The organism is Planctomicrobium mucosum (assembly GCF_051466335.1).
Lineage (GTDB): Bacteria > Planctomycetota > Planctomycetia > Planctomycetales > Planctomycetaceae > Planctomicrobium.
In genome coordinates this window covers 3,357,155-3,373,472 of record NZ_CP195793.1, presented here as the reverse complement: position 1 = coordinate 3,373,472, position 16,318 = coordinate 3,357,155, and the positions used below count along the sequence as shown (strand labels likewise).

General features: G+C 53.4%; 8 protein-coding genes and 1 CRISPR repeat array. Of the genes, 5 read left to right on the top strand and 3 right to left on the bottom strand.

Annotation, left to right across the window (positions count from 1 at the left end):
• Nucleotides 1-291: 291 nt before the first annotated feature.
• Nucleotides 292-3,810 carry a PVC-type heme-binding CxxCH protein gene (locus SH668x_RS13420; RefSeq protein WP_437185573.1) on the top strand — a complete coding sequence of 1,173 codons (3,519 nt, stop codon included), beginning with the start codon at nt 292-294 and terminating at the stop codon, nt 3,808-3,810.
• Between the two features lie 24 nt (nt 3,811-3,834).
• Here the strand turns inward: SH668x_RS13420 and SH668x_RS13415 are convergent, their stop codons facing one another.
• Nucleotides 3,835-4,803, bottom strand: a complete 969-nt coding sequence (locus SH668x_RS13415) for a thiamine-phosphate kinase (RefSeq protein ID WP_437185572.1) — start codon at nt 4,801-4,803, stop codon at nt 3,835-3,837.
• A 406-nt stretch (nt 4,804-5,209) separates the two neighbouring features.
• On the opposite strand from SH668x_RS13415, the gene cas9 reads away from it, so the two are divergent.
• The 3 genes from cas9 (at nt 5,210) to cas2 (ending at nt 9,826) form a co-directional block, all read left to right on the top strand.
• Nucleotides 5,210-8,380: a type II CRISPR RNA-guided endonuclease Cas9 gene (gene cas9 / locus SH668x_RS13410; protein WP_437185571.1), complete on the top strand. Its 3,171-nt coding sequence runs from the start codon at nt 5,210-5,212 to the stop codon at nt 8,378-8,380.
• A gap of 212 nt (nt 8,381-8,592) precedes the next feature.
• Nucleotides 8,593-9,516, top strand: a complete 924-nt coding sequence (cas1, locus tag SH668x_RS13405) for a type II CRISPR-associated endonuclease Cas1 (RefSeq protein ID WP_437185570.1) — start codon at nt 8,593-8,595, stop codon at nt 9,514-9,516.
• A 4-nt stretch (nt 9,517-9,520) separates the two neighbouring features.
• Complete coding sequence (gene cas2 / locus SH668x_RS13400) at nt 9,521-9,826, top strand: CRISPR-associated endonuclease Cas2 (protein ID WP_437185569.1); 306 nt, start codon at nt 9,521-9,523, stop codon at nt 9,824-9,826.
• A 50-nt stretch (nt 9,827-9,876) separates the two neighbouring features.
• Nucleotides 9,877-14,074: a CRISPR direct-repeat array (repeat unit 36 nt; unit sequence AGTGTATCCGAGCGACGCTTCCCTGCGAACTACAGC).
• 83 nt (nt 14,075-14,157) lie between these two features.
• Here the strand turns inward: cas2 and SH668x_RS13395 are convergent.
• Nucleotides 14,158-15,606, bottom strand: coding sequence for a hypothetical protein (locus SH668x_RS13395; protein WP_437185568.1), 1,449 nt, complete (start codon nt 15,604-15,606; stop codon nt 14,158-14,160).
• On the opposite strand from SH668x_RS13395, the gene SH668x_RS13390 reads away from it, so the two are divergent.
• Complete coding sequence (locus SH668x_RS13390; RefSeq protein ID WP_437185567.1) at nt 15,593-15,865, top strand: hypothetical protein; 273 nt, start codon at nt 15,593-15,595, stop codon at nt 15,863-15,865. The genes SH668x_RS13395 and SH668x_RS13390 overlap by 14 nt on opposite strands.
• A gap of 74 nt (nt 15,866-15,939) precedes the next feature.
• Here SH668x_RS13390 and SH668x_RS13385 read toward each other — a convergent pair whose 3' ends face one another.
• Nucleotides 15,940-16,311, bottom strand: a complete 372-nt coding sequence (locus tag SH668x_RS13385) for a hypothetical protein (RefSeq protein WP_437185566.1) — start codon at nt 16,309-16,311, stop codon at nt 15,940-15,942.
• Nucleotides 16,312-16,318: the final 7 nt, after the last annotated feature.

Sequence of the window (16,318 nt, the reverse complement as noted above, 5' to 3'; positions counted from 1 at the left end):
GACTCTTCGAGCCGGCGATGCGAGGCCGACGTGGGTGCTTTCAATCATCCTGCATACGTTTGAGGGGGCAACAGCGCGAGTCCATCGATCGCTGTGGATTTGCCGCTTTGCCTCCCAAGGCAAGATCAGCTGTCGCATGGAATCTGCCAGACGGGATTTGACGTGAAAATTGGAAGCGGACTCATTAAAGTATGCAGTTGCGTTGCCTGTCAGAAGTTGTTTGATAGCAGCTGCCAATACGCGGGCGAGCCAGAAACTTTCAATGTGACCACTTTACAAGGAACAGGAAATATGGGGCGTGTGTTTTGTCGCTCAACGCTGTTCACACTTGCTGCCCTGAAATTCGCCCTGATTGCGTGCTTCAGTGGCAATTTCCAGTTGCATTTTGCAAACGCAGCAGAGGACCCGTTTGCCTCCGTTATCAGGCCCACGCCCGCGTTATCGCCTGAAGATCAACTGAAGACCATGCACGTCCCAGAGGGGTTTCGGATCACATTGTTCGCTTCGGAACCACAGATTCAAAAGCCGATCAACATGGCGTTTGATGATCGTGGTCGACTTTGGATCGCTGGGACCGTCGACTATCCGTTCGTGAATCTGGAGCAACCGGGGGATCGAATTCAGATTCTTGAGGATACTGATGGGGACGGGGTTGCGGACAAGATTGAAACCTTCGTCGACGGGATCACCCACCCGATGGGAATTCTCCCCTACCAAGATGGAGTGATTGCGTTCGTCGTTCCGAACATCTGTTTCTTTCGTGATCTCGACGGGGATGGCAAATCGGATTCTCAGGAAGTTCTCTATGGCCCCTTTGACTATTCTCGCGATACGCATGGCTTAAACAATGGATTTCGTCAGGGGTACGACGGGTGGATCTACGCTTGTCATGGCTTCAATAACAATTCCGTGGTCAAAGGGAAGGATGGCCATGAAGTCAGCATGTCCAGCGGGAATATTTACCGCTTCCGACCAGACGGGTCACGAATCGAGCAGTTTACTTTCGGGCAGATCAACCCCTTTGGTCTGACGTTCGACCGTCGTGGCGATCTGTTCGATACCGATTGCCATACAAAACCGCTGACACTGTTGATGCGGGATGGGCAATATCAGGGATTTGGCCGTAAGCATGATGGATTGGGCTTTGTGCCGGATGTCATGCACCATAGTCATGGATCGACAGCGATTGCAGGAATCGTCGAGATTACCGATTCGCGTTGGCCTCTGGAGTACCAGAACAACTACTTCGTCGGAAACGTGATGACTTCCCGCCTGAATCGGGATGCGTTGGCCTACAGCGGTTCGTCAATGTCAGCCGTTGAGCAGCCGGATTTTCTGATCTGCGATGACCCCTGGTTCCGCCCTGTCGATCTTCAGCTTGGTCCTGATGGCGCTGTTTACGTTGCAGACTTTTACAACAAAATCATCGGGCACTATGAAGTCGATCTAAAACATCCTGAACGTGATCGTACGAGAGGCCGCATTTGGAGAATCGAGTACATCGGAGATGGCAAGAAGACTACTGCTTCAAATTCCGAAATTGATCTCAAAAAGCTGCCAACGTCCGATCTGATCAAGCAGACAGAAACGTCAAATATTCCGTTACGCTTGAGGATGATTCACGAGCTTTCCAGAAGGGCCGCGATGGACCCTGTAGAGCTGAAGCAAGCGATTACCGACCAGAATGTCGATGAAGATGTCGTTGTCAGTCTTCTGTGGGGATTGAAACAAGCCGGGAAACTGGAGAGCGCTGAGCTGGCGACCGCGACAAAATCCGCGTCTCCACTCGTTCGATTGCACGTACAACGGATTCTCGCCGATGCCGAAAAGTTGTGGGGGCCATCGGTTGAGCTGGCTTTGGCGGGACTCGATGACTCCGATCCCTTTGTGAAGCGGGCGGCAGCAGATGCGTTGGCACGGCACCCTTCGATCGAGCTCATCAAACCATTAATGACTCACTACAACGCAGCACCGGAGTCTGACCCGATGCTGGTTTACCAACTGCGAATCGCATTGCGAAATCAGCTTCGCCTTGATGGTGGGATCGCGATCTATCTGGCGTCAGAACCATCCGCCAAGGATCAGGAAGCACTCACGGAAATCTTGCTGGGAGTTGATACGAAGGAATCGGCCAATTTTCTGCTCAGTGCGTTTGGACGTTCAGAAACCAATCTGTCTCGCCCCGTTGACGCCATCCAACTCATTTCAAAATGGGTCGACCCGTCAAACATCGAGAAGCTGGTGGAAATCGTTCCCGTTCGCTTTCAGTCTCAACCGGAAATGCAATTGAGCCTGCTCGAGACTGTGCGAGAAGGGCTTCGTCGACAGAACGCTCCCTATCCCGAATCGATAAAAAACTGGGCCAGGAATCTGGTCACTCCGATGTTCGATCGGAGCATCTCAGCGAAACCATGGACGGTCGAAGCCAGCGACGGTCAGTCTCCGTGGGGATATCAGCTACGACAGGCAGGGGATGATCAGCAATGGTATGAAGTGATCAGCAGCTTGCCCGGTGGAGAGCAGGCGATGTCCCGTCTCAAATCGCCAACCTTCGAGCTCCCTCAACAATTCAGCTTTATCGTGTGCGGACACCTCGGTTTGCCGGGGCAAGAGTCTCAGGAGAAGTGTTACGTTCGAGTATGCCTGGCCGAGACCGGTGAAGAACTTTATCGGGACTACGCTCCTCGCAGCGATGTCGGGAAACCGGTCACCTGGGACCTGACTCAGTGGCAAGGGAAACAGGGGTTCATCGAAGTTGTTGATGAATTGAGTTTAAGCGGATTTGCCTGGGTCGCAGCAGGACGATTCAGACCTGAAGTCGTGTCACTTCCAACCGGAATTTCTGAAGCGAATCGCTATATTCTTGGCGATGCATGTCGGATTGTTGGAGAGCTTTCACTTGTCGATCTGGTTCCGAAGTTGAACGCGCTTTTGGAACTTTCGAACCTCGATACGTATTCCCGAGACTGCGCCGCTGGTGCTGTGGCTCGCTTCCAGAAGACTCCGGCCAGTGCCGGTCTGGCGTCCTTGCAGCGTGTTCCTTCACTCACACTCGAACAGAGACAGAAGCTGACTGCGGCCATTTCGGATGAAACGAACGTCGACGAGCAGCGGTCACTTTTGGCCCAGCTTCTAAAACCGGTATCGACTCGATATCAGATTGAGATCGCCAGGACGATTCTAGACTACCAAGGGGGGGGGCAGCTCCTTTTGGATCTATGCGATGAACAAGCGGTTTCACCACGGATCTTCGCGAGTTCGGTGATTCGTCCCCGCTATGATGCGATGAATAAACAGAGTTTTTCCGAACATATTCAGCGAATTCTTGAGCAACTTCCATCGGCGACGGCCGAACGGGATGCCACCATTCAACGCTTGACTCTGGAGATGGCGCAGCAAAACCGCAGTGCAGAGCAAGGGATGAAAGTTTTTGAGGCACGGTGTGCTGCCTGCCATCAGGTTCGCGGAATTGGGAAGGTCATCGGCCCGCAGCTGGATGGAGTCGGAAATCGTGGGGCCGAGCGCCTCTTCGAAGATATTCTCGATCCGAATCGCAACGTCGACATTTCCTTCAGAAATCACACGTTTGCACTTGAAGATGGTCGCATTCTCTCTGGAATCATTCGTCGCAATGAGGGAGATACTATTGTGATTGCGGACAACAAGGGAGAAGAGCACTCCTTCAGCAGCAGCGAGGTTGATGAGCAGGCGGTTTCAAGCGTGTCGATTATGCCGGACAACTGGTCGGAAATGATCTCCGATGCAGAACTCTGCGACCTGATGGCATTCTTACTTCAGCAAAAGAAGTAGCGACTCCGATCTTCCACAGCAGATTTACGATGAGTGGCTGGACGTGCCGAACTGGTGCGACCAGCCACTTCTATTCAGAGGGTAGATCTTGTCGTTTCTCATGATGCTCGCTGTCTGTTCCGCTGTGATCTCACCAATTTTCGTGAGGGGAATTTCGATCGGCGATTGGTCCAGCAGTCGCTGACCATCTTCGGCACTCACTGTGAATAGCAGTTCGAAGTCTTCGCCATCTGTGAGAGCATGTCTGAGTCGCTCGGATGCCTCCAGTGAGGCTGGCAGGTCTTCGTGAATGGGGATCGCGTTTCCGTTCAGGATGGCCCCAACTCCACTCCGATTCAAAATGTGAAAGAGATCGCTTGTAATACCGTCGCTGACATCCAGCATCGCGTGGAGATTGACTGCGTTCTTCAATGCGGCAGCCTCTCGAATCCGTGGAGTAAATGTCAGGTGTCTCTGGGATGGAAAGGATCCTCCCAGGTTGCCCGTCACAAAAATCCAGTCGCCTGCTTTCGCGCCATCGCGGCGAATTGCCCTGCCACTTTCCACTGTGCCGGTCAGCGTGATACTGATGACAAGGGGGCCATCCCAGCTGTTCGTGTCTCCGCCAGCAATTTCGACATTCCAGAGTTGTGCCTGTTCGAAAATCCCGTCGTACAGCTCTTCGACTTGGTCTCGCTCCCATGATCTGGGCAGAACAATTCCAACAAAAGCGGCACAAGGTGTTGCTCCCATCGCACCAATATCGCTGAGATTCACGCACATCGCCTTGCGACCAATCAGTTGCGGCGACGTGTCGGGAGTAAAGTGCACCCCACTCGTCAGTACGTCGACAGTCGTTACCCATTCGATGTTGGATGTCCCCTTGAGGATCGCTGCGTCATCACCAATCCCCAGAACGACCTCCGGGCGGTCGATGCAACGCTGCGCCACCCAGTCGATGAACGCAAATTCAGGACGAGGATCGGACCAGGTTGGCGATTGCGATAACGGCACAGCAGGCATCTCTCATAGAAGGAAGAGCACCAAAAACCCAGAATTCTAAAACCGGCTCGCTGCGTTCGTCAATCGGCTATTTCAGCGGCCAATTGCTTAAACGATGCTTCAGCCTGAAGGTAGACGACTCACCGAAACACGGCCATTTTTACTGTTAAGTAGGCCCTTAAAGTTCTGTGAAACAACCGACCCCAAAATTCGCGCAGTCAAATAAAAAGGGGCGACTTCAAGAGTCGCCCCAACGGATCATACCGTGCGCGTTAAAACCTTACTGTAATAGGTAAGGAAGCATCGCTCGGATACACTGCGGGTAGTGTATTCCCTTTTTTTGATACGTCAATGTCGATAGAATTGAGTTTCTTCGTATTGAATCAAAATGGGGTAAGAGAAGAGAGCGGGCTGGCTGATGGTGAACTCGATTCCGTATCGACTTGGACTGGATTTAGGGGCCTCGTCCTTGGGGTGGGCGGTCATCGTTCTGGATCAACCTCGGGGGATGCCATCGGAAATTCGGGCCGCGGGTGTGAGGATTTTCGACGCCGGTGTCGATGGCGATATCCAACAAGGGAAAGATTCCTCAAGGGCAGTCGTTCGTCGTGAAGCACGTCAGCCCCGACGACAACAATGGCGTCGTCAGAACAGAAAAAGAAAACTCTTCGTCCTGCTGCAGGAACTTGGTCTACTTCCGAAATCAGACGAGAATCATTCTGTGGCTCGTAAGCAGGTGATCGATGAACTTGATCGCCAATTGGCGGAGAAGTACGTCCGCAAAGACGATTTTGAAGCCCAACAAAAACTTCCGTATCTGCTGAGAGACTGGGCCTGTTCAAAACCTGTAGCTGACTGTGAGCTTGGGCGTGCGCTGTATCACCTGGCGCAGCGTCGCGGATATCAAAGTAACCGAAAAGGGCAAAGCAAGGACGAAGACACCGGTGTCGTCCTAAGTTCGATCGGGGAAATGGATCGAAGATTGAAGGAAACCGGACTCTCTTTGGGCGCCTATTTCAACAGGAAAATCAATCCACGCGATGAACGCATTCGACGGCGGTGGTTAAGCCGCCAGCAGTACAGGGAGGAGTTCCATGCCATTCAGAAGGCACAGGCGAACGCTCATTCCCAATTGAATGCTGAGATTTGGAAGAAAATCGATCAGGCAATTTTCTATCAGCGGCCGCTCAAGTCTCAAAGCCACTTGATTGGTCGCTGTGAACTGGAGTTCGATAAAAAGGGGAAGGGGCTCAAGTGTTGCCCATTGGCTCATCCCGTCTCGCAGCTTTTTCGTGTACTTCAGAAGGTGAATGACCTTCGCGTCACCACGTCAACCCGAAAAGATGAACCATTAAACGACAACGAACGGACCCTGCTACTGAATGAACTGAATGTCAACGCTGAACTGAGTTGGAAGAAGGTGAAATCTCTGTTGAAACTACCGAAACAGTCGAAGATCTCGTTGGAGGATGGCGACGATAAACTGGTCGGCAACCGCACAAATGCCAAACTTCTTGCAGTGTTCGGTCCGGAATGGAATCAGCGATCAGAAGAGGAACGGACGGCGATTGCTTTGGAAGTTCTGCATTATCGCAAACCGGAAAAGCTCCAGCAGCGAGCAATGAAAGTTTGGGGGCTCAGTGAAGAAGCCGCCCGTCAGTTGGCCTTTAAGACGCATCTCGAAGAGGATTATGCAAGTCATAGCAAACTTGCGATGGAGCGCCTGATCGCGGGGAACGCTGACGTTCCAGGGCTATTCGCTAGAGGTTCGTACAGCACGATTCGTAAGGCTCTTTATCCAGAGAAGTTCACAAATGGGAAGAATCTCTCCACGCTGCCCGCTGTTAACAGCTGGAAGTCGGACATTCGCAATCCAGCGGTCATTCGTGCGTTGACTGAGTTGCGAAAGGTCGTCAATTGCATCATCAACAAGTTCGGAAAGCCTGAGCATATCCACATCGAGCTCGCGAGGGATCTTCGGAATTCGCGAAAAAAACGTAAGGAGATGCACGACGTCAATCTTCAAAATCAGAAGCGTCGGGAATTGGCCAAGGCCAACGCAATTCAGGAAGGGGGCATCAGCAAACCCAGTCGAAGCGATATTGAAAAATGGCAGCTTGCCGATGAATGCAGCTGGGAATGCCCTTACTGTGGGAAGGCCATCAATCGAAAGCAATTGCTGGGAGATTCGGCCGAGTTCAATATTGAACACATTTATCCTCGCCGTTATCTGGATGACTCTTTTTTAAACAAGACCATCGCCTGCCGGAAGTGCAACGATGAGAAAGGGGATCTCACGCCGCAGCAGGCATTCTCCGGAAAGAAATTCGAAGAGATCCTTGATCGGGTGTCTCGCTTTAAAGGACAACTCGCCGAAGCCAAGTTGCTCCGGTTCAAAACAACGCCGGAAATCAACGAATTCACCAATCGTCAATTGGCAGATACTCGTTATAACTCCCGGCTCGCTGCAGAATACCTGCAACTCCTCTATGGGGGACGCTCAGATGAAGCGGGTGAACAACGGATTATTACCCCGACGGGAGTGTTGACAGGGAAGTTGCGTGCAACTTGGCAGCTGAACGACCTGCTTGGAGTCGAGGATGGTGAAAAAGAGCGGCAAGATCACCGCCACCACGCGATCGATGCCGTCATCATCGCGCTGATGACGCAGAAGCACATCCAAGGGCTTTCGGTCGTGGCGGCCAGGTGCGAACAAAAGCACACCCGGCACTTTTTTGAATCCATTCCGTATCCTTGGAACAGCTTCAAGAACGATGTCGCCTTTGCTGTTGAAGCGATGAACATTTCGTATCGGCCGACACGAACGCTCGCTGGCCCACTTCATGCCGAGACGATTTACAGCAAGAATTTCGGAACGGAAAAGAAGCCTCAGCATCGTGTGCGAAAGCATATCAGCAAATTGACCTCCAAGGAGATCAGCGGTGATCAGATTGTCGATCCCCGAGTTCGCGAGGCCGTTCAGACAAAATGGGAAAGTCTCGGGAAAGTGCTTCCTGCAAAATTGTGGGGAGCGGAGACAGGCAACGAGAGTAATTTTCCGAGGTTAACCGGCAAGAACGCGAACTCGAATGGCTCGATCATTCGGAAGGTGCGGATCACGACTGATGTAAAGCCGCGCGTTGTCGGGAAAGGGCCAGCAGCAAGACAATACGCCTCAGGAAAAGACTCCAATTACGCCAGTCTTGTCTACGCCATTCTGGATCAGGCGGGAAATGAAATCCGCTGGGAGCATGAAATTCTTGACCGCCTGACCGCCCATCAGCGATTTTCACAAAATCACGGGAAGTCTGGAGAGAAGGTCATCATCCCCAATGTGACTGAAACGCGAATCTTCAAATTTGCGCTGCACAAGAATGACATGCTGCAGATGCAGGGACCAGATGGCGAGCCATTTCTCTATCGGGTGCAGAAGTTCTCCCAAAATGAGATTCAGCTTTGCGAGCACAATTTGACGACCGTTACGAACGATCAGCGCACGCCGTGGAACCGCATTAGTAGCACGGACAAACTAAGGCAGAGGGGGGCAAGATTGGTATCGCTTTCTCCAATCGGGGGGATCATCGAATAAGAGCCATCCTCACTACTGCGGACGAGCCGCTCCAAAATTATTGTGGACGTTTGATCAGTTTAAAATCTGATCTCAATTATCCAATCACCCCTGACATTTTTTTGCGTCAGGGGTGATTTTACTTGTTCCGAGTGAAAATGTGACGAAAGCTTTGTACGAAGCGATCAGGAGCATTAACGGCATCGGAGGTCCCCAACCTCCGGAGTTTGTGTATGCGAAATCGCATTCTTGAAATCGCAGAACAACCAGCTCGGTTACGCGTTGAACGTCATCAGCTGGTCATCGAATCTGGCGATTCCCTGGTGACGGTTCCTTTCGAGGATCTGGCAGTCCTTGTGGTCGCTCATCCGCAAGTCTCCTACACACAGGCAGTTCTCAACGAGCTGATTTCAAGCGGCGGGGCATTTTTGACCTGCGACGTCAACAGAATGCCTTCGGGACTGCTACTGCCGCTCGATGGAAATGTTGTTCAGACGGAGCGGTTCCGGAAACAGGTGGAACTGACTGCACCGCGCCGAAAGCAATTGTGGCGGCAACTGGTTCGCGGCAAAGTCCAGATGCAGGCAACCCTGTTGAAGGAGCGTTTCGGGACCGACGTTGGAATCGGGCGATTGGTCTCTGTGATTCGATCGGGTGATCCTTCGAATGTGGAAGCACAAGCGGCCCGCCGCTATTGGACCGCTCTTTTCGGGAGTGACTTTCGTCGTGATCGGGATGCTGCAGATCACAATCGGTTACTGAATTACGGTTATGCCGTGCTCAGGGCGGCCGCCGCGAGAGCGATCGTAGCTGCTGGACTTCATCCGACCATCGGGCTCCATCACCACAATAAGTACAACAGTTTTTGCCTGGCCGATGATCTGATGGAACCTTACAGGGCAATCGTTGACCGTGCTGTCGCTGGAATGCTGGACCAGCGGGAATCAGTCCCGGAGCTCACTCAGTTGATCCGCGTGGAACTGCTGGGTGCACTGACTGAGCAAATCAGGATACAGGGAGAATCACGCACGCTATTTGATGCACTGTCGAGGACGTCTGCATCGCTGGTGCAATGTGTGATGGGAGAAGGAAAAAATCTGGTCTTGCCGGAAGGGTTCTACAATGTCCAAGCCAATGCCCGATCTGTCGGAGTATAAAACCATGTGGCTATTCGCAATGTTTGATCTTCCTGTCGACACGAAAGAGGCACGCCGCGACTATTGCAGATTTCGAAATTTGCTACTTGATAGCGGATTCTCGCAAATGCAATACTCAGTGTATGCGCGGTTTTGCGGCAGTGAAGAAATTTCAGATTCCTATCGCCGAAAAATTCAGTTGAAGTTGCCCCCGGATGGGTATGTCCGGCTGCTGGCGGTAACAGACCGCCAGTTTGGGAAGATGCAGAATTTTCATGGAAAAAAGAGAGCGCCGAATGAAGCTGCCCCGACTCAGTTGCTCCTTTTTTGATAAGCAGTGTTGTTGTAAGTGCTTTGTAGTTTGCGGGTTGCGAGGAAGGTAGTGTATCCGAGCGACGCTTCCCTGCGAACTACAGCCAACACAGGACAATGCTTCCTATGGTGTGAAGTGTATCCGAGCGACGCTTCCCTGCGAACTACAGCGATGATCGTTTCGTCCATTGTCGGGCAACATAGTGTATCCGAGCGACGCTTCCCTGCGAACTACAGCATACACCATTCCTGAGGTACGTCACCGAATAGTGTATCCGAGCGACGCTTCCCTGCGAACTACAGCACACGATGAAGGGCCGAATCGATCAAGTCGAGTGTATCCGAGCGACGCTTCCCTGCGAACTACAGCCTGCGACGGAGAATGCAGCAAAGGACATCCAGTGTATCCGAGCGACGCTTCCCTGCGAACTACAGCACGGTAACTAAATCAGGAATACAAAAAATGAGTGTATCCGAGCGACGCTTCCCTGCGAACTACAGCACCTTCGGCGGTGGGGGTAGGGGGAGGAGGAGTGTATCCGAGCGACGCTTCCCTGCGAACTACAGCCGGATGCCAAGTACACACTGCAAGGCCTGAAGTGTATCCGAGCGACGCTTCCCTGCGAACTACAGCGCGCTGGAAGAACACTAGCCAACACAAACCAGTGTATCCGAGCGACGCTTCCCTGCGAACTACAGCGTACCTGAACGCGGCTGCCGGTTCCTTCTCAGTGTATCCGAGCGACGCTTCCCTGCGAACTACAGCTCGAAGTCGTCGGGAGTGGTGAGCAGCCAGAGTGTATCCGAGCGACGCTTCCCTGCGAACTACAGCGTTTTCTCGTGCCAGCCAGTCCGTTTTTTAAGTGTATCCGAGCGACGCTTCCCTGCGAACTACAGCCTGCTCCAGATGTTGCCGTGTGACAAATGAAGTGTATCCGAGCGACGCTTCCCTGCGAACTACAGCGGCTGACGCTTCGTTTGTGATTGGCGAGTAAGTGTATCCGAGCGACGCTTCCCTGCGAACTACAGCACTCGCTACGGCGTGATTTGGGCTGCGGACAGTGTATCCGAGCGACGCTTCCCTGCGAACTACAGCTCCGCAGAGCCTGAATCTGAGCAGCCGCAGAGTGTATCCGAGCGACGCTTCCCTGCGAACTACAGCTTGGAGTGGAGTGCAAATTGAAACCTCCTGAGTGTATCCGAGCGACGCTTCCCTGCGAACTACAGCAGTCTTGTGACATCAGTGCAGGTTGGAACGAGTGTATCCGAGCGACGCTTCCCTGCGAACTACAGCGTACTCCACCTTCGTTGCCGGCAGCCTTTGAGTGTATCCGAGCGACGCTTCCCTGCGAACTACAGCCAGAGAAACGCAGACTGGAACAGGCGAGCAAGTGTATCCGAGCGACGCTTCCCTGCGAACTACAGCTCCCAACTCCACCTCCCGAACACGACATTGAGTGTATCCGAGCGACGCTTCCCTGCGAACTACAGCCGGGAAAGTAGATAGTCTTCGCGAATCACTAGTGTATCCGAGCGACGCTTCCCTGCGAACTACAGCCAAGGCTTAAATTCTCACTTTTCCTCGGGGAGTGTATCCGAGCGACGCTTCCCTGCGAACTACAGCACTTTTCGAGCCCATACATCGAGCGGGTTTAGTGTATCCGAGCGACGCTTCCCTGCGAACTACAGCTGAGCGAGCCGTGGGAGGCCGACGAGTCGAAGTGTATCCGAGCGACGCTTCCCTGCGAACTACAGCGAAAGGTGACAACGATGTCACTTAAACATGAGTGTATCCGAGCGACGCTTCCCTGCGAACTACAGCCCAAAGATTGTCACTTGTGGCGGCGAAGAGAGTGTATCCGAGCGACGCTTCCCTGCGAACTACAGCCCGGGCGCATGCCCGAGAATCCACAGTCTAAGTGTATCCGAGCGACGCTTCCCTGCGAACTACAGCACTGCCACGCGACACCGTACATGTCGGATCAGTGTATCCGAGCGACGCTTCCCTGCGAACTACAGCTCCAGCGAGTTGCGTCTACCGTTCCGCCACAGTGTATCCGAGCGACGCTTCCCTGCGAACTACAGCTAATGCACTGGCGATGTGCCGCCAGCGGTCAGTGTATCCGAGCGACGCTTCCCTGCGAACTACAGCCGCCACCATTTGCCCGGTCTGCTTGTCTCGAGTGTATCCGAGCGACGCTTCCCTGCGAACTACAGCACCACCTTTGGGTTTCCCCAAAAGCAGTGCAGTGTATCCGAGCGACGCTTCCCTGCGAACTACAGCAGCATTCCACTCTGTATGTCACCATCAGCGAGTGTATCCGAGCGACGCTTCCCTGCGAACTACAGCCTTTGTCTGCCTGAGGTGAGAAGAAGCCTTAGTGTATCCGAGCGACGCTTCCCTGCGAACTACAGCTGGGGCACGTGGATTGCGAAAGACTGCTAGAGTGTATCCGAGCGACGCTTCCCTGCGAACTACAGCGCCTCAACGAGGCCGGAAAAGCCGAGGTTGAGTGTATCCGAGCGACGCTTCCCTGCGAACTACAGCCCTTGACCATCAGGGTGGCGATCATTTGGGAGTGTATCCGAGCGACGCTTCCCTGCGAACTACAGCCAAGGGCTGGTTTTACTTCACGCCTAATGCAGTGTATCCGAGCGACGCTTCCCTGCGAACTACAGCTCTACATGGCAAATCCTCCTGATCTTGAGTAGTGTATCCGAGCGACGCTTCCCTGCGAACTACAGCTCGATCCTGAAGAACCTGAAGAACCCGAAGAGTGTATCCGAGCGACGCTTCCCTGCGAACTACAGCTTGATTCAATCCGTATCGCAGCATCGCGGCAGTGTATCCGAGCGACGCTTCCCTGCGAACTACAGCCTCAAGGCGGAAAACAAAGTGCTGCAGGAAAGTGTATCCGAGCGACGCTTCCCTGCGAACTACAGCCCCCTCTGATCAATCCAACAATTGAAGAGGAGTGTATCCGAGCGACGCTTCCCTGCGAACTACAGCTGCCAGCCAGTCCGGACCACCGGAACCGGGGAGTGTATCCGAGCGACGCTTCCCTGCGAACTACAGCGAAGAGAATCGCGGCTTCACGGCAGCGGTAGTGTATCCGAGCGACGCTTCCCTGCGAACTACAGCTGTCAGCGCTTGGGCTATTGTCGCTGTTCAAGTGTATCCGAGCGACGCTTCCCTGCGAACTACAGCCACAACGGATCGGGCTGGGGGCCAGCGCGGAGTGTATCCGAGCGACGCTTCCCTGCGAACTACAGCAACTGAGAATCAACCCAAGTGATTCAGCTTAGTGTATCCGAGCGACGCTTCCCTGCGAACTACAGCGAACAGGCGTGGAAGCAACTCAACGAAGTTAGTGTATCCGAGCGACGCTTCCCTGCGAACTACAGCTCGATTCGCTGATTAACCGGGTCACTGGGGAGTGTATCCGAGCGACGCTTCCCTGCGAACTACAGCCCGTGCCCCCACTGGAGCGTGTGGTAGACAAGTGTATCCGAGCGACGCTTCCCTGCGAACTACAGCTGGGAGCGAGCTCGAGGAGCGAGGCCTCGAAGTGTATCCGAGCGACGCTTCCCTGCGAACTACAGCCGCAATCAAGCTCTCAAAGATCGCTCCGGAAGTGTATCCGAGCGACGCTTCCCTGCGAACTACAGCGCCCTTGATGCCGCCCCGCTGAACCCGCACGAGTGTATCCGAGCGACGCTTCCCTGCGAACTACAGCAAGCAGCACTTGAGCGACTTGGTGCATGGTAGTGTATCCGAGCGACGCTTCCCTGCGAACTACAGCACGCCCCGACCGCTCCGTCATCAAACAGCTGAGTGTATCCGAGCGACGCTTCCCTGCGAACTACAGCCGCCAACTTGCGTGTTCGCCCCCTTGAGCGAGTGTATCCGAGCGACGCTTCCCTGCGAACTACAGCACAAGTCCTGTGTACTCAACGGCAAGTGCAAGTGTATCCGAGCGACGCTTCCCTGCGAACTACAGCGCCTGGTGCTGGCTTGTCGAACTCGCCTGAAGTGTATCCGAGCGACGCTTCCCTGCGAACTACAGCTCTCGATGCCGACTGCTTTTACGTGAGCGCAGTGTATCCGAGCGACGCTTCCCTGCGAACTACAGCTCCGATTGTGTTATTCGCTCTGTGACTTTGTAGTGTATCCGAGCGACGCTTCCCTGCGAACTACAGCCCTGCAGATGCACAAGAAAATGTTGATCGAAGTGTATCCGAGCGACGCTTCCCTGCGATGGACGTTTGGCCGCGCTTCTTCCTCGCCGAGAAATAGGGGCTCGCTCACAGTAGGCGCATTTCACGATGCGAGCGAGCCTTCAGAACACGTTATTTCAGCTGTTCATGCAGTTGCAGCAGTGCGTCGACGATCTTCTCTGAGGCATCGATCTGCACGTTGTTTGTCCCCAACCAAGTCTCGTAGCCGCCTAACTCGTGCTGCGCTGGGGTCGGCAGGTAGCCGAACGATCCATTAGCAAGTGAGACGTTAAATGTTGCGGGGAAAGCTGATTTCTCTTTGAGTTCCATTCCAATTTCGGCGAAAACTTCGAAGGGAATCGTGTTGATCACCTGATCGCCAATGCGAATCGATTGCAGCTTCGCGTCGATCTCGTCTGGGCCTTCCATTAGCTGATGAATGCGGCGGGCGTAAACCTCTTCCAGCGAATGTCGTCCACCGACTCCCGGCGTTTCGTTGAGGACACCGGTGACGAATTCTTTGAGTTGTGCATCTGGCTGACGAACTTGCAGTTTGAGTTCGGTTTGAGCGAATCTCAGTGGCACCCAGGTTTGATAGGGAATGTTTGCTTCTTCAACTGCAGTGCGGGTTGCAAGCTGTTTGGCGACTTCGTTCATTCTTTCAAACGCCCCGTACGACTTCTGTCCGCGCGGCTGAAAGTTGATGTTGTTGACGTCCCCACTGGTCCCGTTCGAGTAAAGCCCAACGAACCCCTCGACAGGCTTACCATTGTTGAGCAGCGTCCCAATTTCGTTGTTGTAAACAGCAAAATAGTCGGCCGAAATTACACCGTTGGGAACACCACCGACGTAATGCAACGAGTAATTCGCAAAGAGTGAAAGCGGTTCACCTTCCAGTGTTCTCACGCTGATGAAGGAGAACTGGGGATCGACTGGACCTGCTGGGCGAAGCAATTCAGGAGACCCGGAGGGAGGATTCATCCGAACTTTGTCTGTCGTTCCGATTGGATTGATGAGGAGTTCAGGATTGGTCACGTGCCAGCGACGATTGTTCAGGTGGCTGGGTTCAATGAAGCTGCCAAAGCCGATCTTTGCGGGCTGCAACTTGGCGTGGGCCTGTTTGACCGCTTCGTAAATCCCGTTGACGACCCGTTTCTGATAGTGATCGAATTCCGGATCGGCGGTGAAGCGTGACGCTCCTGCGGAAGAAGTCGCGGAATGGGTGTGCGTTGCTGCCATCAGGATATTGACGCTGGGAATGCTCTTGTCTGCAGCGATTTTCTCACGAGCGGCATCGAAGATGTAGTGTGGCACGCCGACGCTATCGACCATCACGATGGCCACACGTTCTTCACCATTGTCGAGGAATAGACAACGGGCGGTGATGTCATCGTGAATGGAAGTTGCCGGGGGCATACCGAAGTTGCCGACAATCAGATCGCCCATATCCGGGTTGATGACGGCAATGGCGGCCCCAGCGAGTAGCTGTTTGGCCTCGTCTGCTTTTGTGTCGGCAAGGTGAAACAAAGTAGAGAGCAGGGTGAGCGAAAAAGAAATGAGAAATCGCGTGCGTAGCAGCATCGGGGCTCCAGGTTGCGTGGCGGGGGGAGTCGTGAAACAGGTGAGCGAATCAATTAAACGCAATTTGAGCGAAGATTCAAAGGGATCAGAGATGCCTTGTTTGGGAACTCACGATGTTGCACTGTTCATGCCAAAACGAAACACCCACAAGCTGGCACGCGATGAAGCAGGCCGACGTGTGGGTGTCTGGAATATGAATGAGATTGTGGAGATCTCAAGGATGCGAATGGGAGCAGATCTCAGTCACGACGATGAGTAAATCGTCGGAGCAGAGGCCCTGTTGAGTACTGACCTTGAACTTCTCTCGAACGTCATAGACGAATCAGAAAAGTTTCAGCCTGCTTTGCCTTTGAGAGTGTCTTCCCAGAATGAAAACTGGTTGGTCTGGCCGATGATCACAGGCAGATCCTGAAACGGTCCTGGAAGAACGACACCACCCTGAGTGACAGCAGTGATATTGAAGTAAATGTTTTCGCCCAGATTGCTGTTCACAATGAACTTGGAGCTGGCGGTTCTTCCGCTTGGAATATTCAATTTTTCAAAGACGTAGGTTTTTCCATCAATCGTCGCGCTGGCACGCAGCGAAAGAGTTGTCCCTGTCAGGTTTTCAATGATGATGGTCGTCGTGTTGATTTTGCAGCCTGTCAACGACGTTGCCAGAGATCCAATTGCCAATGCCATCATTTTTCGGCGATTCAATTGCATTCAACGA

Bases quoted from the DNA above. Each gene is read 5' to 3' on its own strand.
- SH668x_RS13420 (WP_437185573.1), top strand. From the start codon at position 292: ATGGGGCGTGTGTTTTGTCGCTCAACGCTGTTCACACTTGCTGCCCTG.
- cas9 (WP_437185571.1), top strand. From the start codon at position 5,210: ATGGTGAACTCGATTCCGTATCGACTTGGACTGGATTTAGGGGCCTCG.
- cas1 (WP_437185570.1), top strand. From the start codon at position 8,593: ATGCGAAATCGCATTCTTGAAATCGCAGAACAACCAGCTCGGTTACGC.
- cas2 (WP_437185569.1), top strand. From the start codon at position 9,521: ATGTGGCTATTCGCAATGTTTGATCTTCCTGTCGACACGAAAGAGGCA.
- SH668x_RS13395 (WP_437185568.1), bottom strand. From the start codon at position 15,606: ATGCTGCTACGCACGCGATTTCTCATTTCTTTTTCGCTCACCCTGCTC.
- SH668x_RS13385 (WP_437185566.1), bottom strand. From the start codon at position 16,311: ATGCAATTGAATCGCCGAAAAATGATGGCATTGGCAATTGGATCTCTG.